The sequence below is a fragment of the Sinorhizobium prairiense genome, assembly GCF_029201645.2.
GTDB classification, from domain to species: Bacteria; Pseudomonadota; Alphaproteobacteria; order Rhizobiales; family Rhizobiaceae; genus Sinorhizobium; species Sinorhizobium meliloti_A.
The window spans coordinates 1,345,092-1,370,693 of the sequence record NZ_CP104133.1; the positions used below are offsets into that span (position 1 = coordinate 1,345,092).

The 25,602-nt window shown below is 64.1% G+C and carries 24 protein-coding genes and 2 pseudogenes; 18 read left to right on the forward strand and 8 right to left on the reverse strand.

What is annotated here, in order from left to right:
- Positions 1 to 2 precede the first annotated feature (2 nt).
- Both N0Q91_RS29615 and N0Q91_RS29620 read left to right on the forward strand, forming a co-directional pair.
- The gene (locus N0Q91_RS29615; protein ID WP_275599024.1) at positions 3 to 926 is read left to right on the forward strand and encodes a nucleoside hydrolase; all 924 of its coding nucleotides are present in this window, start codon (positions 3 to 5) and stop codon (positions 924 to 926) included.
- On the forward strand, positions 923 to 2,704 hold the full coding sequence (locus N0Q91_RS29620) for an adenine deaminase (RefSeq protein ID WP_275599025.1): 1,782 nt from the start codon (positions 923 to 925) through the stop codon (positions 2,702 to 2,704). Before N0Q91_RS29615 ends, N0Q91_RS29620 begins: the two co-directional genes overlap by 4 nt.
- A 6-nt stretch (positions 2,705 to 2,710) precedes the next feature.
- Here the strand turns inward: N0Q91_RS29620 and N0Q91_RS29625 are convergent.
- Positions 2,711 to 3,879, reverse strand: a pseudogene (locus tag N0Q91_RS29625) (M20 aminoacylase family protein).
- A 151-nt stretch (positions 3,880 to 4,030) separates the two neighbouring features.
- Between N0Q91_RS29625 and N0Q91_RS29630 the strand changes: the two are divergent.
- The 4 genes from N0Q91_RS29630 (at position 4,031) to N0Q91_RS29645 (ending at position 7,121) form a co-directional block, all read left to right on the forward strand.
- The gene (locus N0Q91_RS29630; RefSeq protein WP_275599026.1) at positions 4,031 to 4,741 is read left to right on the forward strand and encodes a phosphoribosyltransferase; all 711 of its coding nucleotides are present in this window, start codon (positions 4,031 to 4,033) and stop codon (positions 4,739 to 4,741) included.
- A 278-nt stretch (positions 4,742 to 5,019) separates the two neighbouring features.
- Positions 5,020 to 6,312, forward strand: a complete 1,293-nt coding sequence (locus tag N0Q91_RS29635) for an NCS2 family permease (RefSeq protein ID WP_014530473.1) — start codon at positions 5,020 to 5,022, stop codon at positions 6,310 to 6,312.
- 169 nt (positions 6,313 to 6,481) lie between these two features.
- Complete coding sequence (locus N0Q91_RS29640) at positions 6,482 to 6,721, forward strand: DUF4160 domain-containing protein (RefSeq protein WP_018097064.1); 240 nt, start codon at positions 6,482 to 6,484, stop codon at positions 6,719 to 6,721.
- A complete protein-coding gene (locus tag N0Q91_RS29645; protein WP_275599027.1) occupies positions 6,714 to 7,121 on the forward strand; it encodes a DUF2442 domain-containing protein in 408 nt (135 codons plus the stop codon). Before N0Q91_RS29640 ends, N0Q91_RS29645 begins: the two co-directional genes overlap by 8 nt.
- Positions 7,122 to 7,230: 109 nt before the next feature.
- Here the strand turns inward: N0Q91_RS29645 and alc are convergent, their stop codons facing one another.
- Positions 7,231 to 8,253, reverse strand: a complete 1,023-nt coding sequence (gene alc / locus N0Q91_RS29650; protein WP_275599028.1) for an allantoicase — start codon at positions 8,251 to 8,253, stop codon at positions 7,231 to 7,233.
- Between the two features lie 9 nt (positions 8,254 to 8,262).
- The gene (gene puuE / locus N0Q91_RS29655; RefSeq protein WP_275599029.1) at positions 8,263 to 9,678 is read right to left on the reverse strand and encodes an allantoinase PuuE; all 1,416 of its coding nucleotides are present in this window, start codon (positions 9,676 to 9,678) and stop codon (positions 8,263 to 8,265) included.
- Between the two features lie 167 nt (positions 9,679 to 9,845).
- On the opposite strand from puuE, the gene uraH reads away from it, so the two are divergent.
- The 4 genes from uraH to xdhC are packed head-to-tail and all read left to right on the forward strand — an operon-like array spanning position 9,846 to position 14,944.
- Positions 9,846 to 10,217: a hydroxyisourate hydrolase gene (gene uraH / locus N0Q91_RS29660; RefSeq protein WP_275599030.1), complete on the forward strand. Its 372-nt coding sequence runs from the start codon at positions 9,846 to 9,848 to the stop codon at positions 10,215 to 10,217.
- A gap of 5 nt (positions 10,218 to 10,222) precedes the next feature.
- On the forward strand, positions 10,223 to 11,704 hold the full coding sequence (xdhA, locus tag N0Q91_RS29665) for a xanthine dehydrogenase small subunit (RefSeq protein ID WP_275599031.1): 1,482 nt from the start codon (positions 10,223 to 10,225) through the stop codon (positions 11,702 to 11,704).
- Positions 11,705 to 11,717: 13 nt separating this feature from the next.
- Positions 11,718 to 14,051 (forward strand): xanthine dehydrogenase molybdopterin binding subunit, encoded by a 2,334-nt coding sequence (xdhB, locus tag N0Q91_RS29670; protein ID WP_275599032.1) that lies wholly within the window; start codon positions 11,718 to 11,720, stop codon positions 14,049 to 14,051.
- A 35-nt stretch (positions 14,052 to 14,086) separates the two neighbouring features.
- Entirely contained in the window at positions 14,087 to 14,944 is an 858-nt protein-coding gene (xdhC, locus tag N0Q91_RS29675) for a xanthine dehydrogenase accessory protein XdhC (protein ID WP_275599762.1), read from the forward strand.
- Here xdhC and N0Q91_RS29680 read toward each other — a convergent pair.
- On the reverse strand, positions 14,934 to 15,326 hold the full coding sequence (locus N0Q91_RS29680; RefSeq protein WP_275599033.1) for a winged helix-turn-helix transcriptional regulator: 393 nt from the start codon (positions 15,324 to 15,326) through the stop codon (positions 14,934 to 14,936). The two genes, xdhC and N0Q91_RS29680, sit on opposite strands and share 11 nt — an antisense overlap.
- Before the next feature lie 100 nt (positions 15,327 to 15,426).
- On the opposite strand from N0Q91_RS29680, the gene N0Q91_RS29685 reads away from it, so the two are divergent.
- Positions 15,427 to 16,407 carry a quinone oxidoreductase family protein gene (locus N0Q91_RS29685; protein ID WP_275599034.1) on the forward strand — a complete coding sequence of 327 codons (981 nt, stop codon included), beginning with the start codon at positions 15,427 to 15,429 and terminating at the stop codon, positions 16,405 to 16,407.
- A gap of 11 nt (positions 16,408 to 16,418) precedes the next feature.
- On the opposite strand, the gene N0Q91_RS29690 is transcribed toward N0Q91_RS29685, so the two are convergent.
- Positions 16,419 to 17,366, reverse strand: a complete 948-nt coding sequence (locus tag N0Q91_RS29690) for a LysR family transcriptional regulator (RefSeq protein ID WP_018097054.1) — start codon at positions 17,364 to 17,366, stop codon at positions 16,419 to 16,421.
- A gap of 149 nt (positions 17,367 to 17,515) precedes the next feature.
- Between N0Q91_RS29690 and N0Q91_RS29695 the strand changes: the two genes are divergently transcribed.
- Both N0Q91_RS29695 and guaD read left to right on the forward strand, forming a co-directional pair.
- On the forward strand, positions 17,516 to 18,754 hold the full coding sequence (locus N0Q91_RS29695) for a urate hydroxylase PuuD (protein ID WP_018097053.1): 1,239 nt from the start codon (positions 17,516 to 17,518) through the stop codon (positions 18,752 to 18,754).
- Positions 18,751 to 20,094, forward strand: coding sequence for a guanine deaminase (gene guaD / locus N0Q91_RS29700; protein WP_275599035.1), 1,344 nt, complete (start codon positions 18,751 to 18,753; stop codon positions 20,092 to 20,094). The genes N0Q91_RS29695 and guaD overlap by 4 nt, the downstream gene beginning before the upstream one ends.
- A gap of 213 nt (positions 20,095 to 20,307) precedes the next feature.
- Here the strand turns inward: guaD and N0Q91_RS29705 are convergent, their stop codons facing one another.
- Both N0Q91_RS29705 and N0Q91_RS29710 read right to left on the reverse strand, forming a co-directional pair.
- Positions 20,308 to 20,814 (reverse strand): Hsp20/alpha crystallin family protein, encoded by a 507-nt coding sequence (locus N0Q91_RS29705; RefSeq protein WP_275599036.1) that lies wholly within the window; start codon positions 20,812 to 20,814, stop codon positions 20,308 to 20,310.
- 121 nt (positions 20,815 to 20,935) lie between these two features.
- Positions 20,936 to 21,415, reverse strand: coding sequence for an Hsp20 family protein (locus N0Q91_RS29710; protein WP_275599763.1), 480 nt, complete (start codon positions 21,413 to 21,415; stop codon positions 20,936 to 20,938).
- 374 nt (positions 21,416 to 21,789) lie between these two features.
- Between N0Q91_RS29710 and N0Q91_RS29715 the strand changes: the two genes are divergently transcribed.
- The 5 genes and pseudogenes from N0Q91_RS29715 to N0Q91_RS29735 all read left to right on the forward strand — a co-directional run bounded on the left by N0Q91_RS29715 (position 21,790) and on the right by N0Q91_RS29735 (position 23,417).
- Positions 21,790 to 22,095, forward strand: coding sequence for a DUF982 domain-containing protein (locus tag N0Q91_RS29715; RefSeq protein ID WP_275599037.1), 306 nt, complete (start codon positions 21,790 to 21,792; stop codon positions 22,093 to 22,095).
- Between the two features lie 95 nt (positions 22,096 to 22,190).
- Positions 22,191 to 22,409 carry a hypothetical protein gene (locus N0Q91_RS29720; RefSeq protein WP_275599038.1) on the forward strand — a complete coding sequence of 73 codons (219 nt, stop codon included), beginning with the start codon at positions 22,191 to 22,193 and terminating at the stop codon, positions 22,407 to 22,409.
- 35 nt (positions 22,410 to 22,444) lie between these two features.
- Positions 22,445 to 22,678, forward strand: coding sequence for an AbrB/MazE/SpoVT family DNA-binding domain-containing protein (locus N0Q91_RS29725; protein ID WP_275599039.1), 234 nt, complete (start codon positions 22,445 to 22,447; stop codon positions 22,676 to 22,678).
- Complete coding sequence (locus N0Q91_RS29730) at positions 22,675 to 23,079, forward strand: type II toxin-antitoxin system VapC family toxin (RefSeq protein WP_275599040.1); 405 nt, start codon at positions 22,675 to 22,677, stop codon at positions 23,077 to 23,079. Before N0Q91_RS29725 ends, N0Q91_RS29730 begins: the two co-directional genes overlap by 4 nt.
- A gap of 48 nt (positions 23,080 to 23,127) precedes the next feature.
- Positions 23,128 to 23,417 (forward strand): annotated as a pseudogene (locus tag N0Q91_RS29735) (DUF982 domain-containing protein).
- A gap of 39 nt (positions 23,418 to 23,456) precedes the next feature.
- Here N0Q91_RS29735 and pbpC read toward each other — a convergent pair.
- Entirely contained in the window at positions 23,457 to 25,601 is a 2,145-nt protein-coding gene (pbpC, locus tag N0Q91_RS29740; RefSeq protein WP_275599041.1) for a penicillin-binding protein 1C, read from the reverse strand.
- Position 25,602 lies beyond the last annotated feature (1 nt).

A 25,602-nucleotide genomic window follows, 5' to 3' on the forward strand; every position in this document is an offset into this window, starting at 1 on the left:
CCATGGGCATCTGGATCGACACGGATATGGGCTTCGACGACATCGCCGCGATGCTCGTCGTCCTTCACGCCGGTGAGGCCGTCGACGGCGTCTCGCTGGTCTACGGCAATGTTCCGCTCGGGCAGGTGAAGCGCAACGCCGCGGCAGCAGCGCAGGCCTTCGGTTGGACCTTTCCGATCCATCAGGGACGGGCGCTACCCGTGCTCGGGAAGCTCGAGACGGCGGAGCGCATCCTTGGCAGGACCGGCATTCCGACGGCGGGAATGAGCCTCCCCGATGCACCCGCCCTGCCGGATAGCGACGCGTTCCGTGCTCTCTGCCGCTGGCTGGAGGACGGCGGCGGTCCGCATCGCATCCTGGCGCTCGGGCCGCTGACCAATATCGCTGCCCTTGCTCTGGCACGTCCCGATCTCGCCGGGCGGATCGACGAGCTCACCTGGATGGGTGGCGGTGTTTCCAGCGGCAATCATACGGCGTCGGCCGAGTTCAACGCCTTCGCCGATCCGGAAGCGCTTGCCATCGTGCTTGCCCACGGCGTGCCGTTCCGGATGGTCGACCTCGACCTCTGCCGGAAGGTCATCGCCTATCCGGACGATGTGGAAGCCATGCGCACCGCAGGTGGCGCGAAGGCCGCGCTGATTGCCGACCTTCTCGCCGGCTACGTCGCGATCGGCACGAGCCGTGGAAGGGCGGGCATGGCGATCTACGATCCCTGCGCAGCCGTTGCGCTGGTCGATGGAAACGCTGTGTCGTTTCGCCCGGCGCGAATCGATGTCGAGCTTGCCGGTGCCTTGACGCGCGGCCGGACGGTGGTCGAGACCCGGGGGAGCCACGAGACATTCAACGCCCATTATGCGGTCGACGTGGATGCGGAGCGTGTCCGCGGGCACCTGCTGGGTGCGCTCGCCAAGGAAGCCGCCAGATGAAGGACCTGCAGCAACCCGCCGATCTCGATGACGCCGGCTTGCGGGCGCGCGCAGTTGCCGCCGCACGCGGAGATGCGCCCTTCGACGTGCTCGTGGCCGGCGGCACGGTCGTGGATGTCGTGACGGGCGAATGCCGGGCAGCGGATGTCGGGATCGTCGGCGCGCTCATCGCGAGCGTCCATGCACCCGGGTCGCGCAGCGACGCAGACACGGTCATCGATGCGGCGGGAGCCTACCTTTCGCCCGGCCTTATCGACACGCATATGCATGTCGAAAGCTCGATGGTGACGCCCGCGGTCTACGCTGCCGCCGTGGTGCCGCGCGGCGTGACCACAGTCGTCTGGGACCCGCACGAACTGGGAAATGTGAGCGGACTTGCCGGCGTGCGCTGGGCTGTCGACGCAATGGGCGGTCTGCCCTTGCGCGCCGTGGTGCTGGCGCCGTCCTGCGTGCCCTCCGCTCCCGGTCTGGAGGTCGCCGGCGCGGATTTCGACGCCGATGCCGTCGCGGAAATGCTGTCCTGGCCGGAGATCGGTGGGATTGCGGAGGTCATGAACATGCGCGGCGTCATCGACGGCGATCCGCGCATGACTGCGATCGTCGAGGCGGGGCTGAAGGCGGGCAAACAGGTCAACGGGCATGCGCGCGGCCTGGCGGGAGCCGATCTGCAGGCCTTCGTGACGGCCGGCGTCAGCTCCGATCACGAACTCGTCTCCGGCGACGACCTGATAGCGAAGCTCCGCGCGGGACTGACCATCGAGCTGCGCGGCTCGCACGATCACCTTCTTCCCGAGTTCGTGACAGCGCTCGGTGCTTTCGGGCATCTGCCGCAGACGGTCACACTTTGTACCGACGACGTGTTCCCGGACAATCTTCACCGCGACGGCGGCCTCGACGACGTGGTCCGCCGCCTCGTGCGCTACGGGCTCAAGGCCGAGTGGGCGCTGCAGGCGGCAACCCTCAATGCCGCCCGGCGGCTCGGAAGGGCCGATCTCGGCCTGATCGCTCCCGGTCGCCGTGCCGACATCGTGTTCTTCGAGGACATTCGCGATTTCCGTGCGCGGCATGTGCTGGCGAACGGCAGGCTGGTGGCGAGCGGCGGTGGGATGCTTCAGGCGCCCGTCGCGGCCGATGTCTCGCCCTTGCGCAACACGATGAAGATCGAACCGCTGACAGTGGACGATTTTCGCATCGCTGCCACTGGCAGCACGGCCCGGGTCGTGACGATCGACCGGCCGCGCTTCACCCGATGGGGCGAGACGAGAGCCGAGGTTTCGGGCGGATGTCTGGTGCCGCCGAAGGGTACGACGCTGATCGCCGTCGCCCATCGGCATGGCCGCGCCGACAGCCGTCCGCGGGTCGGTTTGCTTGAAGGCTGGGGCGAGTGGCGCGGCGCCTTTGCGACGACCGTTTCGCACGACAGCCACAATCTGACGGTCTTCGGCGGCAACTCCCGCGACATGATGGTTGCGGCCAATGCGGTGATTGAAGCCGGCGGCGGGATGGCGGTCGCTGCCGAAGGCAAGGTCGAGGCGCTGCTGCCTCTGCCGCTTTGCGGGCTTGTTTCGGATATGTCGCTGGCCGAAGTCGCAGCAGGGTTCGCGGCCATTCGCGAGGCTGCCGGCAGAATCGTGGAGTGGCAGCCTCCTTATCTCGTGTTCAAGGCCTGCTTCGGGGCGACGCTCGCCTGCAATGCCGGGCCGCACCAGACGGATCGCGGCATTGCCGACGTGGCGACCGGCAAGCTGCTCGAAAGCCCGGTCCTGGAGACGTTCTGACGCTCTTCAGTCCTCGAGCTCCTGTTCCACCAGCGCGGTCCAGAAGGCAGCGCCGGGACCGATCGCCGCGTCGTTGAAGTCGTAGGCGCTGTTATGGTGCAGCGCGCCGTCGACGGCGGGGCCATTGCCGAGCCAGACATAGCAGCCGGGCGCCTCCAGCGCAAAAAAGGCGAAGTCGTCCCCGGCGGTCGAGGGCGGGAAGCTGGTCAGCGCCTTCTCGCCGAAGACGGACCGGGCGGCCGAAAGTGCGCGTGCCGTCGCGTCCGGATCGTTGACGACCGGGGAATACGCCGCTCGAAACGATAATCGGCCTCGATGCCGTACATCGCCGCGGTCCCCTGCGCCAACCGACCGATCTCTTCTTGCAGCTGGTCGCGCACATGCGGCGTATAGGCGCGCGCCGTGCCGCCGATCTCGACCGTGTCCGGAATGACGTTCAGGGCTTTCGGATCGCCTGCTTGCAGCGCGCAGGCGCTGACGACCGCCGGCTGCAGCGGGTCGACGACCCGGCCGACCACAGTTTGCAGGGAAGCAAGAAACGTCCCTGCGGCCGTGATCGGATCGCGGCCGAGATGCGGCTTGGCGCCGTGCGTGCCGACGCCGCGGAAGGTGAGGCGCCAGCTGTCCGACGAGGCAAGCTGCGGCCCCGCCACGACGGCCATCTCGTCCACTGCAAGGCCCGGCATGTTGTGCAATCCATAGACCGCGTCGCAAGGGAAAAGGTCGAACAGCCCGTCCTCCACCATGCGCCTGGCGCCGCCGCGGCCTTCCTCGGCAGGCTGGAAGATGAAATGGACCGTTCCCGAGAAGTCACGCGTGGCCGCAAGGTGGCGCGCAGCGCCGAGCAGCATCGTCGTATGGCCGTCATGGCCGCAGGCATGCATCTTTCCCGCTATCTTGGATTTGTAGGGCCGATCGGCGAATTCCGGCATCGCGAGCGCATCCATGTCGGCGCGCAGGCCGATCGCGCGCGTGCCGTTGCCGACCTGCAGCGTGCCCACGACGCCTGTCTTGCCGAGGCCGCGGTGGACCTTGAGGCCTGCTTCTTCGAGGAGCTTCGCTACGAGGTCGCTCGTCCGCTCTTCCTCGAAACCGAGTTCGGGATAAGCGTGCAGGTCGCGGCGAAAGGCCGTGAGAAAGGTGAGATCGTCGACAATCCCGGGGGGCACGCGCATCGGCAGGCATTCCTTGAGCAGTCTGGAAAGGGCCTGAATTCCCCAGCTTTTGGCGCTCGGGTGTGCCCTTTCGGTTTGATCGAAGCGGCAATGGGTATAGACGAAAAACTCTGGGATCAGAACCTTTTACTCACCCGAACGGACGCTTGGCATGACGGAAACGAAGGCGATCGAGCCGCACGATTACTGGCAGGAGGTCTTTCCACCCGGTAGCTTTGCCGGGCACGGCGGCTTCCGCGCCTCATTTCCAGCCACTCTCGCGGACGGACGCCAGATCCTCCTGCCGATCCGGCCGCTTTCGGACGGCAAGCATGCGCTGGCCTCGCTGATCATCAATCAGGCGAGCTTCGAGGTGGAGGACGCGCTCGCGGAGGAACTGGCCGCCCGACTGGCGCCCTTCCGACCGGAAATCGTCGCGGGTCTTCCGACACTCGGACTGACGCTTGCCGCAGCCGTTGCCCGCAAGCTCGGCCACAAGCGCTATGTGCCGCTCGGAACCTCGCGAAAATTCTGGTACGTCGACGATCTATCCGTTCCCCTGTCGTCCATCACGACACCGGGCCAGAAGAAGCGACTCTACGTCGATCCCCGCATGCTGCCGCTGTTGAGGGGCCGGCGAGTCGCCCTGATCGACGATGTGATATCGAGCGGGGCCTCGATACTTGCCGGCCTGTCGCTGATGGCGGCCTGCGGCATCGAGCCGGTCGCGATCGCTGCCGCCATGTTGCAGTCGGACCGGTGGCGCAAGCCGCTCGCCGACCTTTCTCGGCAATGGCCGGAGCGGACCGTAGGCGTCTTCGCGACGCCGATGCTCGTCCGGGCCGAAGACGGCGCCTGGACCGCGTCCGATACCCGGATCTGACGTTGCCGGTGCCCGCAGGAGCGCCGGGAATGCCCTCGAAAACTTGAAAGTCTTTCGCTCCCGGCGTCGAAATCGGTGGCTAGCGATCATGCGCGCGAAAACGCACAATCGGGTGCTTGCGATGGCGTCCCATCCGGCGAGGCCGCACGGCCTGGATCATACCCCCTGAAGAAATATCGGGGCGCGATCAACTTGCAATGGCCGGGCTCTTGGAGGAGCAACACACCCGGTCTCTGTCGTTCGGCTGCGTCGAGATGACGTCTGCCAAGGGAGGAAAAATGTTTGAACGACTTTTCAAGCTTAAGGAGCACGGCACGACCGTCCGCACGGAAGTGATCGCCGGCGTTACGACGTTCCTTACGATGTCCTACATCATCTTCGTCAATCCTGACATCCTGTCGACCACGGGCATGGACCGCAACGCGATCTTCGTCGCGACCTGTCTTGCGGCCGCTCTCGGCTCCGCCGTCATGGCTCTCGTTGCCAATTGGCCGATCGGCATGGCGCCCGGCATGGGCCTCAACGCATTTTTCGCCTTCACGGTCGTCGCCGCCCTCGGCTTCACCTGGCAGCAGGCACTCGGCGCCGTCTTCATCTCCGGCATCATTTTCCTGCTCCTGACGGTCACGGGGGTCCGAAGCTGGCTGATTGCAGGCATACCGCATTCGCTGCGCAGCGCGATCGCGACCGGTATCGGCCTGTTTCTGGGCATCATTGCCCTGAAAAACGCCGGCATCGTCGTCGACAATCCGGCGACGCTGGTCGGCCTCGGCGATCTCAAGCAGACGGGACCGCTGCTCGCGATCCTCGGCTTCTTCGTCATCGCCGTTCTCGACGCGCTCAATGTCCGCGGATCCATCCTCATCGGCATCCTGGTGGTAACGGTCCTGTCGATGTTCCTCGGCGTGTCGGAATTCCAGGGCATCGTCTCTGCGCCACCGAGCATTGCGCCGACCTTCCTCCAGCTCGACATCATGGGCGCCCTGCATGGCGGTCTCGTCCACGTCATTCTCGTCTTCGTGCTCGTCGAGGTCTTCGACGCGACCGGCACGCTGATCGGTGTCGCCAAGCGCGCGAAACTGGTGGAAGAGGGCAAGCCCAGCCGTCTCGGGCGTGCATTGCTTGCCGACAGCTCGGCCATCGTCGCCGGCTCGCTGATGGGCACCAGCAGCACGACCGCCTATGTCGAAAGCGCCTCGGGCGTGCAGGCGGGCGGGCGCACCGGTCTAACGGCGCTGACGATCTCGGTGCTGTTCCTCGCCGCGCTCTTCATCTCGCCGCTTGCCGCCGCCGTTCCGTCCTATGCGACCGCGCCGGCACTGCTTTACGTCGCCGGCCTGATGATGCGCGAGCTCACGGAGATCGAATGGGACGACCTGACGGAGGCGGCACCCGCGGCGCTGACCGCCATCGCCATGCCCTTCACCTATTCGATCGCCAACGGTCTCGCCTTCGGCTTCGTAAGCTATGTCGTCCTGAAGGTCTGCACCGGCAAGTGGAACGTCATCCACCCGGCGACCCAGCTCGTCGCGGCACTGTTCATCGTCCGCTTCGCATTCTTCGCCGAGTGACGGAGCATGGTTGGGGGAGGGTCGCGACCGGCGCGGCCCTCCAAGCCGCCACGGTCGTTGACAAGCCGTCAAACCTCTCGCGTTCTTGCCGGACTTTAAGACATACTTCGCGGCGCTCGCTTGACAAAGTTGGACTTGAGTAACCCATCATGATAGGTTACTTGCGTATATGGTCACGATCTATCGCGCAAACGGCCTGAGCGTCGTCATCTTTACTGACGATCATGAACCGGCCCATGTACATGTCTTTGGCGATGGGCAGGTCAAGATCAACCTGATCGGACCGGATGGCGTTCCGGAATTGATTTGGGCTGATGGCATGAAGCGGAGCGATGTGCGCCGGGCCGTCCAGATCGTCAACGAACGGCAACAGCAATTCCTCGGCAGATGGAGGGCGATTCATGGCTGAATTGACGGACACCCAAATCGACGCAGCTTTGGAGAGCGGCCGGATGGCGCGAGAAACAGAGCCCCGTGCTGAATCTGCGCGCTATGACGATCGAAGCGGCCGGATCGTTGTGGAGTTGACCAATGGCTGCACGTTCGCTTTTCCGCCACGCCTGGCGCAGGGACTGGAAGATGGGAGCAGCGATCAGCTCGCCGCAGTCGAGATCCTTGGGCAAGGTTATGGCCTGCATTGGGAGGCCTTGGACGTCGATCTCTCGATTCCGGGCCTTTTGGCCGGCATATTCGGCACCAAGGCTTATATGGCGCGGCGGGCGGGGCAAGTGACATCGCCGGCGAAGGCAGCAGCCGCGCGTGCTAATGGTGCCAAGGGCGGGCGGCCGCGCAAAACGGCCCGCGGCTAGAGCGGGATGAGGAAAAGTGTGCGCGGTCTGCCGCCCACGTCCCGCTCTAACCTATTGAATCGATCACACTCACGACTCTCAGGTCAACCCGACCTAATGTCATTCTGATCTAGGATATGCTCGCCTCGGCGACCCGGCCGTAAATGCGCAGGCGGCTGACGCCGCCATCCGGGTAGATGTTCAGGCGCACATGCGTGACCGGACCGGCATGTCCAAGCATATCTGCCCCATACTCATGGATGCTGTCGGCGGAAAGCTTCCGGTGCGGCAGAAGCTCTTCCCAGAACATCGCGGAGGAGGCGGCGAGCATGTCGCACCCGGCAGCCACGCCTGCGAGGTCAGCCGCCTGTAGCGAGCAACCGTCCGGGTAGTTGCCCTTGAAGTGCGCCGTGTCGACGACGATGCGATCGACGTGCCCGCGTGCGGCAAGCTTGACGATGATCCAGTCGTAGCCCGGTTCGCGGCGTCGGCGCGTTTCCCAGCCATCGCCCATATTCGTACCCCGGCCGGGCGCAATGAGGCGCTCGTGGCCGTAATGGCCGTTGGAGAAGGCGACGATCCGGCCCCCGGAAAGGCAGGAGGCGAGATCGATCGTCTCGTTCGCCATAGCCTTGAGATCGAGTGCCGGAGTGCCGTAGACCCGCAGCCGGGCGATACCGCCATCCGGATGGATGCGCAACCGGACATGGCTGTAGACCGCGTCGGAGTGCACGGCGAAGAAGTGATGTGCATTCGGTCCGAGGGCGGTGACCGCCAGCAGTTGGATCCACTCTGTCGCCTCGTCCGGATCTTCCGCCGAATGACAGGCTTCTATCGAGCAGGCGCTCGGATAATTGCCGGTGAAGTGCGACGTGTCGACGTCGAAGCCGGCAATCCGCCCTTTCACGGCGAGCGCGATGACCGCGTAGTCGTGGCCGACACCGCGGCGGCGGCGGGTTTCCCAGCCGTCCATCCATTTGCCGTTATCGTCGTAAAGGCCGGGGTGGAACGCGGCCGGCTCGTCCTTGAGCATGCGCTCCACCGGGCCGAAGAATTCGTCCGTCGCAAAGAGCGCGCGGGCGTCGAGGCCCGCGGAAGCGAGGTTGATCGTCCCGCCCGCAAAGCCGGGGGGAACTTCAGCGGCGCGCGTCATGGCGCCGCCTCAGTCCGCCAAAGTGTCGCGCAGCCGCAACAGCGCGATCCGCTCCACCTGGCGGCACGCGGTGTTGAACTCGGTCTCCCGATCGTTGCCGATACGGTTCTCGAAGGCGGCAAGAATCTCGTCCTTGCTGCACCCCTTGACGGCCATGATGAAGGGAAAGCCGAACTTCTCGACATAGGCATGGTTGAGGGCCGTGAAGCGCTCGCGCTCCTGATCCGTCAGCGCGTCGAGACCCGCCGAAGCCTGCTCCGAAGTCGAGCTTTCGGTCAGGCGCTTCGCCTGGGCGAGCTTGCCGGCAAGATCGGGGTGGGCGGTGAGGACGGCTAGCCGTTCCTCGTCGCTTGCCTCGCGAAAGACCGCGCAGAGCGCCGCGTGCAGTCCCGACGCGGTGTCGTTGGCGGGGCCGAGTTCGCCTGCGAAGGCGCGTCTGGCGATCCAGTCCGAGTGCTCGAACACCCCTCCGAAGCGACCAATGAAGTCATCTTTCGACAGTCGCGCCGGCCGATTTTCATTCGGCTGGAACGGATAGGTTTCTGCCCAGTAGCGGGCAATGTCGATGCGGCGGGCGAGCCAGACCTTCTCGTGGCTCTTCACATAGTCGAGGAAGCGCGCCAGCGCGGCGGCGCGGCCGGGCCGGCCGACCAGCCGGCAGTGCAGGCCGATGCTCAACATCTTCGGCGCGCCGGCAGCGCCCTCGGCATAGAGAACGTCGAAACTGTCCTTCAGATAGCTGAAAAACTGGTCGCCGCTGTTGAAGCCCTGTGGCGTTGCGAAACGCATGTCGTTGGCGTCGAGGGTGTAGGGGATGACGAGCTGGTGCCGGCCGGCATGTTCGTGCCAGTAGGGCAGGTCGTCCGCATATGCGTCGGAGACGTAGTCGAAGCCGCCGGTCTCGGTCACGAGGTCGAGTGTGTTCACGGAACAGCGGCCGGTATACCAGCCGGTGGGCCGTTCGCCGGTTACGATCGTGTGAAGGCGGATCGCCTCGGCAATCTCGGCGCGCTCGCGCTCCGCGTCGAAATCCTTGTGCTCGATCCATTTGAGGCCGTGGGAAGCGATTTCCCAGCCGGCGTCCTGCATGGCGGCCACCTGTGCGGGCGATCGCTTGAGCGCCGTAGCGACGCCGTAGACGGTTGCCGGTATCTCCTTTTCGGTGAACAACCGGTGCAGCCGCCAGAAACCGGCGCGCGCGCCGTATTCGTAGATCGATTCCATGTTCCAGTGGCGCTGGTCTGGCCAGGCCTGAGCGCCGACGATTTCCGAGAGAAAGGCCTCCGACGCCGCGTCGCCATGAAGCACGCAGTTCTCTCCGCCCTCCTCGTAATTGATCACGAATTGCACGGCGATCCGGGCGCCGTCGGGCCAGGCGATGCGCGGGTTCGGACCATGGCCCAGGAGATCGCGGGGATATCTCATAGCAGCAGCTCCTCCAGAGATTGTCTCGTCGCCCAATTCGTAGCGAGAATTCCGCTCTCCCATTCCCCCCGAAAAATTTGAAAGTCTCGAAGGTTGAGCCCGCTACACAAGGGCGCCCGCCCCCCGGATACTCTATCCTCGATGTTGACTTTCGGAGGAGCGACAGAATGCAAGTTCAAGACGGAACGCCCGGGCGCCTGACGACCCACGTATTGGACACGGCGAGCGGGAAACCGGCAAGCAATCTGCGCATCGATCTCTACCGGATTGAAGGTGAACGGACGGAGTTTCTTTCCTCGACCCGCACCAACGATGACGGGCGCTGCGATGCGCCGCTTCTCAACGGCTCCACGATGGCAACCGGAACCTACGAGCTGCGCTTTCACGCCGGAGAATATCTCGGCACTGCGGACGAGCGCGGCACGCACCCGTTTCTCGACGTGATCCTTATCCGCTTCGGGATCGCCGACCGGGCCGCGCATTATCACGTGCCGCTCCTGCTTTCGCCCTACGGCTATTCCACCTATCGCGGGAGCTGACGGCAATGACGACCGAAATCCGCAATACGATCCGTTTCCTTTTGAACCACCGGCCCGTCGAGCTTGCCGATGTATCGCCGGTGCAGACGCTGCTGGACTTTCTGCGCATCGACCGGAGTCTGCGCGGGACGAAAGAAGGCTGCGCGGAAGGCGACTGCGGCGCCTGCACTGTGCTTGTCGGCCGGCTTCTCGACGGCAAGCTCAAATACGAATCCGTCAACGCCTGCATCCGCTTCGTCGCATCGCTTGACGGCTGCCATGTGGTGACGGTCGAAGCGCTTGCGCAGCCGAACGGGCCGCTGCACCCCGTGCAGCAGGCGATGGTCGACACGCACGCCTCGCAATGCGGTTTCTGTACACCCGGTTTCGTGATGTCGCTCTACGGCCTCTGGATGACGAATGCGAAGCCGAGCGTTCAGGAAATCGAAAAGGCGCTGCAGGGCAATCTCTGTCGCTGCACCGGTTATGCGGCGATCATTCGGGCGGCGGAAGCGATTGCATCGGTCGGCGAGCTCGGCAAGGATCCGCTGATCGTGGAACGTGAGGAGATCACGCGGCAACTGGAGGCGCTTCGGGACGGGCGGCGCGTCGAGATCGGAGGCGAAGACGAGCGCGTCGTGCTTCCGGCCTCGCTGGACGATTTCGCTGTGGTTCTTGAGACGAACCCCAAGGCGACGATCGTCGCCGGTTCGACCGATGTCGGGCTCTGGGTCACCAAATTCATGCGCGACATCGCGCCGGTCGTCCATCTCTCGCATCTTGAAGAACTGCGGCGGATCTCCGTCGACGCGAACGGGATCAGCCTTGCCGCCGGCGTAAGCTACACGGAGGCCTATCCGGTCATCGTCCGGCACTTCCCGCAACTTCGCGAGCTCTGGGATCGTATCGGCGGCGAGCAGGTGCGCAATATGGGCACGGTCGGAGGCAATATCGCCAACGGTTCGCCGATCGGCGACACGCCGCCGGCGCTGATCGCACTTGGCGCTTCGGTGATCCTGCGCAAGGGAACACGCCGCCGCACGCTGCCCCTCGAAGCCTTCTTCATCGAATACGGCAAGCAGGATCGCGAACCCGGCGAATTCGTAGAGACTGTCCGGATCCCCTTCCTGGACGAGACCGACCGCTTCGCCGTCTACAAGATCACGAAACGCTTCGATGAAGATATCTCCGCAGTCTGTGGCGCGTTTCGCGTGAAGCTCGACGGTGACGGCAAGGTTGCCGACGTGGCTATCGCCTTTGGCGGCATGGCGGGCACGCCGAAGCGCGCGTCGAACGTGGAGGCCGCACTCAATGGCGCGCAATGGAACGACGCTGCCATCGAGGCTGGCGTAGCGGCCTTCGAGCGGGATTACACGCCGCTCACCGACTGGCGCGCCTCTTCCGAATATCGGATGCTCGTTGCGAGGAATCTTCTGCGGCGCTTCCATCTGGAAACGCAGGAAACGCGCAATATCCGGATCGACCGCACGGTCGCGGTGGCTATGTAGAGAGGGTGGACCCATGAATGTGATGCAGCCCGTCGATCGCGTCCGCGGCGCCGTCCACGACAAGGAACGCCACGAATCCGGTCACAAGCACGTTTCCGGAACCGCAGAATACATTGATGACATTCCCGAGCCGGCGGGCACTCTTCATGGCTATCTGGGGCTCTCGCAGCGCGCGCATGCCGAAATCCTGTCGGTGGATTTCGAGGCCGTGCGTAACAGTCCTGGTGTCGTGGGAGTGCTCACGGCGGAGGACATACCCGGCGAGAACGATATCAGTCCGGCGCACAAGCACGACGATCCGGTCTTCGCGACCGGTAAGGTCGAGTTCCACGGCCAGCCCATCTTCGCGGTCATCGCGACCTCGCGCGAGGCCGCCCGGCGCGCGGCCGCCAAGGTAAAGATCGATTATCGCGATCTGCCGCATGTGACCGATGTTCTCGAAGCCGCGGCTGCAAACTATCCGCTGGTGATCGATCCCCTGAAGCTCGAGCGCGGCGACATCGATGCCGGCTTTGCCAAGGCTAAAAACACCGTTTCCGGCGAAATGCGCATCGGTGGCCAGGATCACTTCTATCTCGAAGGCCAGATCTCCTTTGCGATCCCCGGCGAGGATGACGAAGTGACGGTCTTTTCCTCGACCCAGCATCCGAGCGAGACGCAACTCATGGTCGCCCATGTGCTGGGCGTGCCGTCGAATGCAGTGACCGTGAACGTCCGGCGGATGGGCGGCGGCTTCGGCGGCAAGGAGACGCAGGCAAATCTTTTCGCTGCGGTTGCGGCAGTGGCCGCGAGGAAATACCGCCGCGCGGTCAAGGTGCGCCCGGACCGCGACGACGACATGACGGCGACCGGCAAGCGCCACGACTTTCACGTCGATTACAAGGTCGGCTTCGACGACGAGGGCCGCATCGAGGCGGTGGACGCGGTCTTCGCCGCCCGCTGCGGCTTCTCGGCCGACCTTTCCGGACCGGTGACCGATCGCGCACTCTTCCACGCCGACAATTGCTATTTCTACCCGAACGTCCGGCTGCGCTCGCGGCCGCTGAAGACCAACACGGTCTCGAACACCGCGTTCCGGGGTTTCGGTGGACCGCAGGGCATGGTCGGCGGCGAGCGGATAATCGAAGACGTCGCCTACGCGCTCGGCAAGGACCCGCTCGAAATCCGCAAGCTCAATTTCTATGGCGGCGAGGGGCGTAACCTGACGCCGTACCACCAGACGGTGGAGGACAACATCATCGGCCGGATCATCGACGAGCTCGAGCGTTCGTCCGACTATGCGGCCCGGCGGCAGGCGGCCGTCGCATTCAACCGCGAGAGCTCCGTCATCAAGCGCGGCATCGCGCTGACGCCGGTGAAGTTCGGCATCTCCTTCACCAAGACGGAATACAATCAGGCCGGCGCCCTGGTCCATGTCTATACGGATGGCTCAATCCAGCTGAACCACGGCGGTACGGAGATGGGGCAGGGGCTCTACACCAAGGTGGCGCAGGTCGTAGCGGACGAGTTCCAGGTCGATCTCGACCATATAAAGGTGACCGCGACCTCGACCGGCAAGGTGCCGAACACCTCGGCGACGGCCGCTTCGTCCGGCTCGGACCTCAACGGCATGGCAGCCGCCAATGCCTGTCAGCAGATCAAGGAGCGGCTCGTGCGCTTCGCGGCCGAGCACTACGGGGTGAGCGAAGCTGATATCGCCTTCGAGCCGAACACGGTCCGGATCGGCGCCGGACGCATCGCCTTTACCGATCTTATCAAGGCGGCTTATGCCGCGCGCGTGCAGCTTTCGGCGGCCGGTTTTTACAAGACCCCGAAGATCCACTGGAGTCGCGCCGAAGGGCGGGGGCGTCCATTCTATTACTTCGCCTATGGCGCTTCCTGCTCCGAGGTCAGCGTCGACACACTGACCGGCGAGTACCAGGTCGAGCGGACCGATATCCTCCACGATGTCGGCAAGTCTCTGAACCCGGCGCTCGACCTCGGCCAGGTCGAAGGCGCCTTCGTGCAGGGTATGGGCTGGCTGACGACGGAGGAACTCTGGTGGGATGCCAAGGGCCGGTTGCGGACGCATGCGCCCTCCACCTACAAGATCCCACTTGCCTCCGATCGCCCGCGCGTGTTCAACGTGCGCCTGGCCGAATGGTCCGTCAACCGGGAGGAGACGATCCGGCGCTCGAAGGCGGTCGGGGAACCTCCTTTCATGCTGGGGATTTCGGTTCTGGAGGCGATATCCATGGCAGCGGCGAGCGTCGCGGATTATCGTATTCCGCCGCGCATCGATGCCCCGGCAACGCCGGAGCGCGTGCTGATGGCGGTCGAGCGCCTGCGCGCCCACCGGGACGGGTAGGGACGATCGCGCGGCGAAGATAATGGATGACTGAGATGGCGCGCCGAGAAGACATCCGGGATTTCCTGAGCCGTGAAAGGGCCTGCGTGCTTGTCGAGGTGGCGAGCGCGGCAGGCTCGACGCCGCGCGATACCGATGCCTGGATGCTCGTTTCAAAAGACCGCACCTTCGCCACGATCGGCGGCGGACAGCTGGAATTCATGGCGATCGACCACGCGCGGAAACTCGTTCAGGGGGCGAAGGCGGATCTTCGACTGGCGATCCCCCTCGGCCCGGAGATCGGCCAATGCTGCGGTGGCCACGTCGCGCTTTCCTTCAAAAAGGTCGATGCGGACACGCGTGCGACACTCATCGAGCGCAGCGACGATGAGATCGCGCATCGGCCGCATGTCTATATCTTCGGCGCCGGCCACGTCGGCAACGCGCTCGCCATGGCGCTGTCGCACGTGCCGCTCAGGACCGTTCTCGTCGACACCCGCGAACATGAGCTCTCGGCCGCCGACGTGCCGGGTATCGAGACCTGCCTGACCGCAATGCCCGAAGCCGTCGTGCGCGACGCGCCCCCGCGCAGCGCCTTCGTCGTCCTCACCCACGATCACGCACTCGACTTCCTGATCGCGACTGAGGCGCTCGGGCGCGAAGACGCCAGTTACGTCGGCATGATCGGTTCGAAGACGAAGCGCGCGACTTTCAAGAACTGGCTGTCGCGAGAGGTCAATCGTCCTGAGCTTTTCGAGAGGCTGGTTTGCCCGATCGGCGGTACGGTGGTGAAGGACAAGCGGCCGCCGGTGATCGCAGCCCTTGCCGCGGCCGAGATAATGACCGCGGCGCTGAACCGCCATCTGCAGCCTCGCGCGCTCACCCCGAAGAGCCAGAGATCGATCAAGGCATAGGCCGGTTGTCGCCCTTTCGCGGGCGGATCACGCAGTCTGTCACGCGATCGGTCTCGTTCAGCTCGGCGGCGTGGCGCTGACCCCACTCGCAGAGTGCCAGCAGGACTGGCTCGAGGCTGAGGCCGAGCGTCGTCGCAGAATATTCGACGCGCGGCGGTATCTCGCGGAAAATCTCCCTGTGTACGAGGCCATGCTCCTCCATTTCGCGGAGCTGCTGGATCAGCACTTTCTGGCTGACGGCGGGTATCAGCCTTCGCAACTCGGAAAGCCGCTTCGGCCTATCGAACAGATGGTAGAGGATGATGGCTTTCCAGCGTCCGGAGATCACCTTGAGTGCGCGCTCGGAGGGCAGCACCGGCAATTTCTTTATGATCTCGGCCATGGTTACCCATCGGTCAGTATGGAACGAAAGAGTGTGTAGATGCGGTCCGAAGACTACCCCTAAATAGCCGCGCAAACCAATAGTTTCGAGGTAAGTTCTTATGAAGGCCATTGAATTTCGCCGCTTCGGGGCGCCAGACGTGCTCCGAAGCGTCGATGTCCCTACACCGAGCCCGGGCAGAGGCGAGGCGCTCGTCCGCGTGGGTGCCGTTGGCGTCAACTATTTCGAGGTTCTGATGCGGCAGGACCGCTACGCGGTCACGCCCGAACTGCCGATGATCCCGGGTGTGGAGGTCGCCGGCGTCGTCGCAGCGGTCGGAGAGGGTCTTCCTCAAGATCTCGTCGGCAGTCGTGTCGCGGCCCCGATGTTCGCTCATGGGCGGGGTACCGGCGGATATGCCGAATATGTGGCGGTCGAGGCCGCGATGCTGGTGCCGATCCCGGACGGACTTTCCTTCGAAGCGGCTGTTGCCATGATGGTACAGGGCCTCACGGCTCTTTATCTCGTCCGGCAAAGCGCGCTGCAGAACAAAACGCTGCTGATCAGCGCTGCGGCAGGCGGTGTAGGTTCACTGCTCGTGCAATTGGCAAGGAAAGGCGGTGCGCGGACGATCGTTGCCGTTGCGAGTTCGGAGGAAAAGCTCGACTTCGCCCGTTCGAGGGGTGCTCACGTCGGCATCAACTATGCGGCCCCTGATTGGACGGCAACGCTCAGGAGGGCTTTGAACGGTGGCGGAGTCGACATTCTCTACGATTTCGTCGGCGGCGAATTTACCGGCGCTGCGATCGATCTGCTGGCACCGGCGGGAGAGCTGGTTTTCGGGGCCCTCGGCAGGTTTGCGTTGAGCGCCCGGCAAGCAGAATCGATGTTCGCACTGAACCAATCCCTGCGCGGCTTCGCCTTACTGCCGCTCTTGAACCTCGCCGGCTTGAAGGCGGATCTCACCGAGCTTTTCAACCGGGCGCAAGAGGGCGCCTTGACGGTCGCGATCGACAGCCGCTTTTCGCTGGATCGGGCAGCGGACGCACACCGGGCGATCGAGAGCCGCCGAACGATCGGTAAGGTCGTGCTTGTGCCTTGAGGGCGCTGCGCTCAAGCGCTTGAACGCTCCTGCACCTCATGAGGCTCGGCAAGCACTTTGCCGATCAGCCGCTGACAGCGCTCGGCCATGAAGTCGATCATCAGCCGGACCTTCGGATCCTGGAAGCGCTTGTGCGGGTAGATCGCCGCAAGCTGGGCGCCGAGCGGCGGCGTCTCCTCGAGCACCGGGACGAGCAAGCCCTCGTCGATATGCTGTTTCACCTCGAAGAGCGGCTTGTTGACGATGCCGCGTCCGTCAAGCGCCCACTGGGTGAGCACGTCGCCATCATCCGAATCATAAGGACCGCCGACCTCGAACTTGCGGACGCCATCCGGTGTCTGCAAGGTCCAGTAATACTCCTTCGACCCGGGATAGCGCAGCAGAAGACAGTCGTGGCTGTGGCTTAGGAGGTCGTCCGGCGACGAGGGGATGCCGCGCCTTTCGAAATAGCGCGGCGACCCGCAGAGCACGCGGTCGCAGTTCATGATGCCGCGCATGCGCAGGTTCGAATCCTCGAGTATGCCGAGCTTGAAGGCGATGTCGACGCCCTCGGCAAGGATGTCGACATTATGATCGGAGAGGCGCAACCGCACCTCGATATCCGGGTAGCGATCGTGAAACTCCGGTATGCCGGGCGCGATCAGCCGCCGGCCGATGCCGAGCGGGGCGGTGATCTTCAGCGCTCCCTTCGGATTTCTTGAAAGATCGGCAATGGCGCTCTCCGCCTCGTTCACCGCTTCGAGGATCTTTACCGCGCCTTCGTAGAAGACTCGTCCGTGCTCGGTCGGCGTCAGTTTTCTGGTGGTGCGGTTGAACAGGCGCACGCCCATATGCCGCTCCAACTCCTTGATTCTGTTGCTGGCAACCGCCGGCGTGACGCGCTGATCGCGGCCCGCTGCCGACAGCGTTCCAAGTTCCACGACGCGCACGAACACACGCACATTATCGAGATAGGACATGCTTTCGCCTCTGCTCTTCCGGCGCGAACGTAGCGCTCCGGCCCCTCTTCGATTTTATAGTTTTTTTTGAAAGAGTTGGTGCGATGGCGCCGTTCCCGCCTCCCCAAGCAATGACACATAATGAGCGCGAGAGAAATGGGGAGAACTCAATGTACGAGTATGCCATCGCCTGGGATTGGCTGACATTTGCGGTGAGATGGCTGCATGTCATCACCGGCATAGCCTGGATCGGCTCATCCTTCTACTTCGTCGCGCTCGACCTGGGGCTGAAGCAGCGTCCGGGCATGCCGGTCGGCGCCTACGGCGAAGAGTGGCAGGTGCATGGCGGCGGCTTCTATCACATCCAGAAGTATCTGGTTGCGCCGGAAAACATGCCGGAGCACCTGATCTGGTTCAAGTGGGAGTCCTACGTCACCTGGCTCTCCGGTTTCGGCATGCTTGCGCTGGTCTATTATGCCGGCGCGGACCTCTACCTCATCGATCCGAACGTGCTCGACGTCTCGAAGCCGATGGCCATCGCCATCTCGCTGGCTTCGCTCGGCTTCGGCTGGCTTGCCTATGACACGATCTGCCGTTCGCCGTTCGGCAACGACAATACGCGGCTGATGGTGCTGCTCTATTTCATCCTCGTCGCCGTCGCTTGGGGTTACACCCAGCTCTTCACGGGCCGGGCGGCCTATCTCCATCTCGGCGCTTTCACGGCGACCATCATGTCGGCCAACGTGTTCTTCATCATCATCCCGAACCAGAAGAAAGTCGTGGCCGACCTGATCGCAGGCCGTACGCCCGATCCTGCGCTCGGAAAGCAGGCGAAGCAGCGTTCGACGCACAACAACTATCTGACGCTACCCGTGCTGTTCCTGATGCTTTCGAACCATTATCCGCTCGCCTTCGGCACGCAGTATAACTGGATCATCGCCTCGCTGGTCTTCCTCATGGGGGTCACGATCCGTCACTGGTTCAACACCCGCCACGCCAACAAGGGCAGCCCGACCTGGACATGGCTCGCGACGGTGCTTCTGTTCATCGCCATCATGTGGCTCTCCACCGTGCCCAAGGTTCTCTCCGAAGGCGGAGAGGCCAGGGCTTCGACGGCCGTCGAGGCCGTCGTCGCGTCGCCGGACTTTTCCAAAGTGCGCGATACCGTGCTTGGCCGCTGTTCCATGTGCCATGCGCGCGAGCCCGGATGGGAAGGCATAATCGTGCCGCCGAAGGGCGTCGTTCTCGAAGCCGACCGCGACATCGTCGCGCATGCCCGCGAAATCTACCTGCAGGCGGGGCGATCGCATGCCATGCCGCCTGCCAACGTCACCGGCATCACCGAGGAGGAACGCCAGCTTATCGCCTCCTGGTACGAGACGACCGTAAAGGAAGGAAAGGTCCAATGAACGATCTCTTGATCCGCGGCCGCGTGCTGACTTTCGTCAAGGAACCCGAGAGCATCGACGACGCCAGCTCCTACCGCTACTTCGAGGACGGCGCCGTTTTCGTGAGGAACGGCAAGATCGAGGGCCTCGGCCCTTACGGCGACATAGCGAGGCAGGCGGGGCCCGGCGTAGAGGTCGCCGATCATCGGCCGCACCTCGTACTGCCCGGTTTCATCGATACGCACCTGCATTTCCCGCAGACACAGGCTATCGCCTCCTACGGTGCGCAGCTCCTCGAATGGCTGAACACCTATATCTTCGTCGAGGAGCAGAAGTTCAAGTCGCCCAAGCACGCCGCCTTCATCGCGGGCCGCTTCATGGACGAACTCCTCTCCAACGGCACGACCACCGCAGTTGCCTATTGTTCTGTGCATCCGGAAAGCGTCGATGCCTTCTTCACCGCGGCCGAAGAGCGAAACATGCTGATGATCGGCGGCAAGGTGATGATGGACCGCAACGCGCCGGACGCGCTGCAAGACACGCCGGAAAAGGGCTATGACGAGACGAAGGCGCTCATCGCCAGGTGGCACGGCCGCGGCCGCGCGCATTATGCGATCAGCCCGCGATTCGCGATCACTTCGACGCCGGAACAGATGGAGGTGAGCCGCGTGCTCGCTGCCGAGCATCCGGATTGCTACGTTCAGACCCACCTGTCCGAAAACCGGGACGAGATCGCTTTCGCCACCTCGCTCTATCCGGAAGCGAAGGACTATACCGACATTTATGCGCGCTACGAGCTGCTCGGCCGCAAGACTCTGCTCGGTCACTGCATCCATCTGAGCGACCGCGAGATATCGGTCCTCGCTAAGACCGGAGCGGTCGGCGTCTTCTGTCCGACCTCGAACCTGTTCCTCGGCAGCGGGCTCTTCGATCGCGACCGTTTCGACAGGCTCGGCGCACGCCATGCGGTTGCGACCGATGTCGGCGGCGGTACGAGTTTCTCGATGCTGGAAACGATGGACGAAGCCTATAAGGTCCTGCACCTGCAGGGCCAGCGGCTCTCGCCGCTCAATTCCTTCTACATGTTAACGCTCGGCAATGCGCGCGCGCTCGATCTCGAACACCGGATCGGCTCGCTGCATGCCGGCGCGGATGCGGACATCGTCGTCCTTGACAGCCGTGCCAAGCCGGCCATGGAGCTCAGGATGCAGGTTGCCTCGACGCTTGCCGAAGAGCTCTTCATTCTGCAGACCATGGGCGACGACCGCTCGGTGGCCGAGGTATATGTGGCGGGCAGGCAGATGAAGAGCGGACGGCGGGAGACGAAGACCGAGGCCGTGAGGGCACTGGCGACGGCATAGCTGAAAGTACGATCAAAGGAAGCGTGCTGCAGCGCCCTCATTCGCCTCCGGTAGCTCGCCCCATTTAGATAAGGAGAGGGGACAAGCGCCGGTCTCCGTGAGCTTCGCGAGGGACGGGGAAGGTGCCGCGAACCCCTCGCCCCCGCCTGCGGGGAGAAGGTGCCGGCAGGCGGATGAGGGGCCTTCGCCGACGGCGGGGACTGCAAGGGGCAACTACCGTCCGTTGATCGCAATGCGCTTGGCTTTCGACTGGGCCTGCTCGGTCTTCGGCAGGGTCACCGTCAGGACGCCATTGCGGAAGGTCGCATTCACCCTGTTTTCATCCACCTCGTATCCGAGCGGAATGCGCCGTTCGAAGCGACCGTAGTATCGCTCCGAGAACTGGTTTTCCTCGTCCTCGGTCTCTGCCCGTTTTTCGCCTCGCAGCGACAGCACGCCCTCGGACAAGGACAGTTCGACATCCTTTTCCTCGAGACCCGGCAGTTCAGCGGTCACCTTGATTTCCTTATCCCGGTCAGAGACCTCCACGCTCGGCCAGCCGCCTGCAAAACCCGTAAAGCCGCTGAAGGGCAGGCGGGTTTCGAAGCTGCGGAAGGCGTCGTCGAACAGGCGGTTCATTTCCCTGTGGAGCGCCAGGAAGGGATTTCGGTCGTTGTCACGATAGGAAGCCGGCACCTGGCCCTGCGCGCGGCCCCATGGGATGAGATCACGTACATTCATCGGTCCGCGTTCCTTTCTTTGCATTGGGAGCGGTGTGTGGGGTCTTGCGGCCTCTCCCGCTCCCATTCCGGAACCGAAGCGTCAGCGTCCGCCGGCGCTTCGGTGCGATTGGCATGCGCAGCTACGCTGCGTGCTTTTCGCCTTCGATCTGTTTCGAGGCCTCGCCGGCCGGCAATGCCTCTGCTTGATGTATCTCTATCCGACGCGGCTTCATCTGCTCGGGAAGCTCACGGACGAGGTCGATCTTGAGCAGGCCGTTGGCGAGGTTGGCGCCGGTGACGCTGACAAAGTCGGCGAGCTGGAAGCGACGCTCGAAGTTGCGTGCGGCAATACCGCGGTAGAGATACTCGGTGTCGTCTTCCCCGGTTTTCGCACCGGTCACGGTCAGCATCTGCTGCTCGTGCGTGATGGTGATCTCGTCCGGCGCGAAGCCCGCTACAGACATTGCGATCCGGTACTGGTTCTCACCGACCCGCATAATGTCGTAGGGCGGCCAGTTGTCGTTCGGCGCCAGGCGACTTGCGGAATCCAAGAGGTCGAACAGATGCTCGAAGCCAACGCTGGAGCGTGACAGCGGCGAGAAATCGAAGCTTGTTCTCATAGCCATATCCTCCTTGAGCAACATGGACGATGAGGAGCGCCGAAGAGAACGGAGCTCCTCGACTGCGAGCCCCTTACAGGCGGCTCTCGCACCCGATTTAGTCATTCGAAGCCGGGTTTCAAGGGTCTCCGGACATCGATTTTCGTCCTTTACTCCGGCCATGAGCGACCGCAAAAATCGGCCGTTCGAACGAGGGCCCAAGCCGCCGATCGAGGTTCTTGAATTTACCTTTTCCGCTCCAATATCTGGTGAGCGCGATACGTTTTCGAGACGCGCAGAGATCAATATGGCACCTCGCAGCGCTGCCTGGTTCGTTCGACCCGTGAGAGTGCAGCGGGCGTGCAGTTCATTGACGGCATAGGAAAGGAGGAAAAATGCTTCTCAATGAGATCCCCTGGACGATCCCTCTCACCGTGCGCCTTTCCAACGGTCTGACGCACACTTTTGCCTCCGTTTACGAGGCCCTCGACTTCCTGGAAAACGAGTGGCCGCTCAGGAAGGGCGAGCGCTACGAACGGGCGGTGCGGACCTGTCGGCGGGCGTTGAACCGGATGACGCCGGCGGCAGTGGCGCGGGAAGCCTTCATCGCCGCTTGCCTTGAAGCGGGCATGCCGCTCGTCATGGCACCGCCGTCCCGCGAGCCGCAGGGCGATAGCGTCAAGGCTGCGCAAACGGCGTAAAGGAGGCGGATCAGGTAATCATGCACAGACCCCGGCATGCGCGCCGCGACGCCGTCTTCATTTCGGCGACGCAAAACGTCTGTTGAGACGAAGAAATGGCCTTCGGGCGGGGGCCGGACGATGATCTGCTACCAGATACGCGCGACGCCGGTAAATGCTGCGGCTGCACGCGCGAGCAATTGCGTGTGATCGCTGACCGGGCGCGCAGTTGGGAGGAGGCGTTTCCCGATGTGGAAGCCGTGCTCGACGAGGCCCTATCACTCGTCGAGCGCATGCTTGCACGCTCCGTTCTTGAAATCGACCGGGTAAAGTAATACCTTGATTAAAGTATTCCTTACCGAGGTAGATTATGAGCGCGACGGTGACGACAAAAGGTCAGGTGACCATCCCGAAGCCGGTGCGGGACTTCCTTGGCATCGTGCCGGGAACACGGGTGGACTTTCTGCGTGCCGCAGACGGCACCGTGGTTTTGACGCTGGCGGATGAGAAGCGGCCTGCGAGCCGCTTCAGCAAGCTGCGCGGCCATTCCGGGAAGGGTTTGAGCACCGATGCCATCATGGCGCTGACGCGCGGTGACGAGTGACGTTCGTCGATACGAACGTCCTGCTCGATGTGGTGACCGACGATCCGACCTGGGCGGATTGGTCGATCGGGCAACTCGAAGCCGCGGCGTTGCGCGGGCCGCTTCTGATCAATGATGTCGTCTATGCCGAACTTGCGGTGCGCTACGAGCAGATCGAGCGACTGGATGCGTTTCTGTCGGAGGCCGGGATCGATATCGCCGCCATGCCGCGGCCGGCGCTTTTCCTGGCTGGCAAGGTATTCCAGAAATATCGCAAGGCAGGTGGACAGCGCACTGGCGTCCTGCCGGATTTCTTCATCGGCGCGCATGCCGCCGTCGACCGGTTGGATCTGTTGACGAGGGATACGGGGCGGTATCGGAGGCATTTCCCGACTGTAACGTTGATTACGCCGGACCGATAAGTCGCTTAATCGCGGGGATGCGCCGGAAGTGGGCTCTAGCAGCAACAGATCTCCTGGACGATCCCTCTCACCGTGCGCTTTCCAACGGTCTGACGCACACTTTTGCCTCCGTTTACGCGGCCCTCGACTTCCTGGAAAACGAGTGGCCGCTCAGGAAGGGCGAGCGCTACGAACGGGCGGTGCGGACCTGTCGGCGGGCGTTGAACCGGATGACGCCGGCGGCAGTGGCGCGGGAAGCCTTTATCGCCGCTTGCCTTGAAGCGGGCATGCCGCTCGTCATGGCGCCGCCGGCCCGCGAGCCGCAGGGCGATAGCGTCAAGGCTGCGCAAACGGCGTGAAGGAGGCGGACCGGCGGTCGCGTGGAGCGTCCGTTCGTTTCACTGGACGAAGACGCGTACGCTGGCGGCACGCCCCAGCGCATCGATGACCGTGAGCGTCGAGTAGCCGCCGCCATCCGGCAGCCACTGGCTGACGCGCCGTCGGGTCACGTCGGGTAGCGGGCGGCCATTGGCAAGCCAGCGGAAGGGCGCCCGGCCGCCCTGGAGCTTCAGCGTCAAGGGCGTGATCTCGCCGTCCCCATGCGCGCCAAGCTCCACGCGGGCGCCTTCCGGCGGGAACACGATCCGCGGCGCCGCTTCACGGGCCGAGGCCGAAAGCAGCCCGTTCGCCGTGACCGAGAAGCGCCGCTGGCTGATCGGCAGATCGGCCTGGACAAGCCGGACGGCGCCCGCGGGCGGGCCGGGCAGGGGTGTTATCGCGATCCCCGCCTTGGCAAATCCTTCGAACAGAATCGGCGCCGCCGCACCATAACCGGTCAGGCCGGGCACGGCGCCATTGTCGGCCCTGCCGACCCAGACACCGAGCACATAGCGGCCGTCGAAGCCTACGGACCAGGCATCGCGATAGCCGTAGCTGGTGCCGGTCTTATAGGCGATGCCGTGCCGGCGGCTTCCCGCCGGTGGCAGCACGTCGGAGAGTATGTCGGCGACATGCCAGGCGGCGACCGTCGACAGGAGCGGTTCGCCGTCGATAGGACCGGGGACGCCTTCGATGCCGTTGCCGAGGCGCACCGGCCAGCCCTGGTTCGCCAGGCCCGCATAGAGCTGCACGAGCTCGCGAAGCGTGATGCCGACGCCGCCGAGGCCGATCGCAAGCCCCGGCGCCTCGTGCGGCGGCAATTTCGGCCTGACGTCGGCGCGCCGGAAGCGCACCATCAGGCGCGACGGACCGATGGCATCGAGCAGGCGGATCGCCGGCACGTTCAGGGACAGTTGCAGCGCCTCGCGCACGCTGACGTCGCCCTGATAACTCATGTCGAAATTGCGCGGGCGGTAGCCGAAGAAGTCCGCCGGCCGGTCTTCGATGATCGTCTCCTGGCTGACGAGACCCTCCTCGAAGGCAAGACCGTAGATGAAGGGTTTCAGCGTCGATCCGGGGGAGCGGGTGATCCGCGTCATGTCGATCCAGCCCGAGCGGCTTGCGTCGAAATAGTCGGCCGAGCCAACCTCGCCGACGATCTCGCCGGTCCTGCTATCGGCCATGACCATGGCGACCGACACCTTGGGGCCGAGCCTTGCAGCACCTTCGCGGGCGACGCCTTCGAGGCCGCGTTGGATATTGCGGTTAAGCGTTGTCGGATGCCGGCGCCCCGCCGGATGCTTCCGTCGTGCCGCCTCGGCGAGATGGGCAGCATGGGCGGGAAGCTGCAGCCGGCGCGTCGGTATCGCGGTCATCGCCGCCCGCTCCGCTTCGCCTTCGCCGATGACCCTGGCGACAGCGGCGCGGGCGAGCACGCGTTTGCGGGCTGCTTCGGCAGCGGCAAGATTGCGGTCGGGCCGGCGCCTTTCCGGCAGTTGCGGCAACGCGACGAGCAGTGCTGCCTCTCCAGCCGAGAGGCGGCGCGGCTCCTTGCCGAACCAGGCGAGGCTTGCCGCGCGCACGCCCTCGAGATTGCCGCCATAGGGCGCATGGGTCAGATAAAGATCGAGAATCTCGTCCTTGCCGAGGCGCCGTTCGATCTGGATGGCGCGCGCCACCTGCCGAAGCTTCGCCGCCAGCGTGCGTCTCTCCCGCGGCTCGATAAGCCGCGCCACCTGCATGGAGAGCGTGGAAGCGCCGGAAACGACATGGCCGCTGGTGATGAACTGCAGCGCGGCACGAGCGAGCGCCAACGGATCGACCCCGTGATGTTCGCGAAAGCGCTGGTCCTCATAGGCGATCAGCATCGCGATGAAGCGCGGGTCGACGTCCTGCGCGGTCGTCTTCAGCCGCCAGAGGCCATCCTTGGTCGCGAAGGGGCGCAGGAGGTGGCCGTCTCTGTCGAGAACTTCGGCCGAGACCGTTTCGGCCTCGGAGAGCGGCGGCGGAAAGGCCCTGTCGGCCCATTCGAGGGTGAAGACTGCGAGAGCGGACAGGATCACGACAAGGGATATGGCGACGATCGCCCGGCCGCGTCTGGATGGGTCGCGTGGGGCTGCTGCCACAATGCCTTTGCGGTTCGACTTTCGCCGAGAGAACATCATC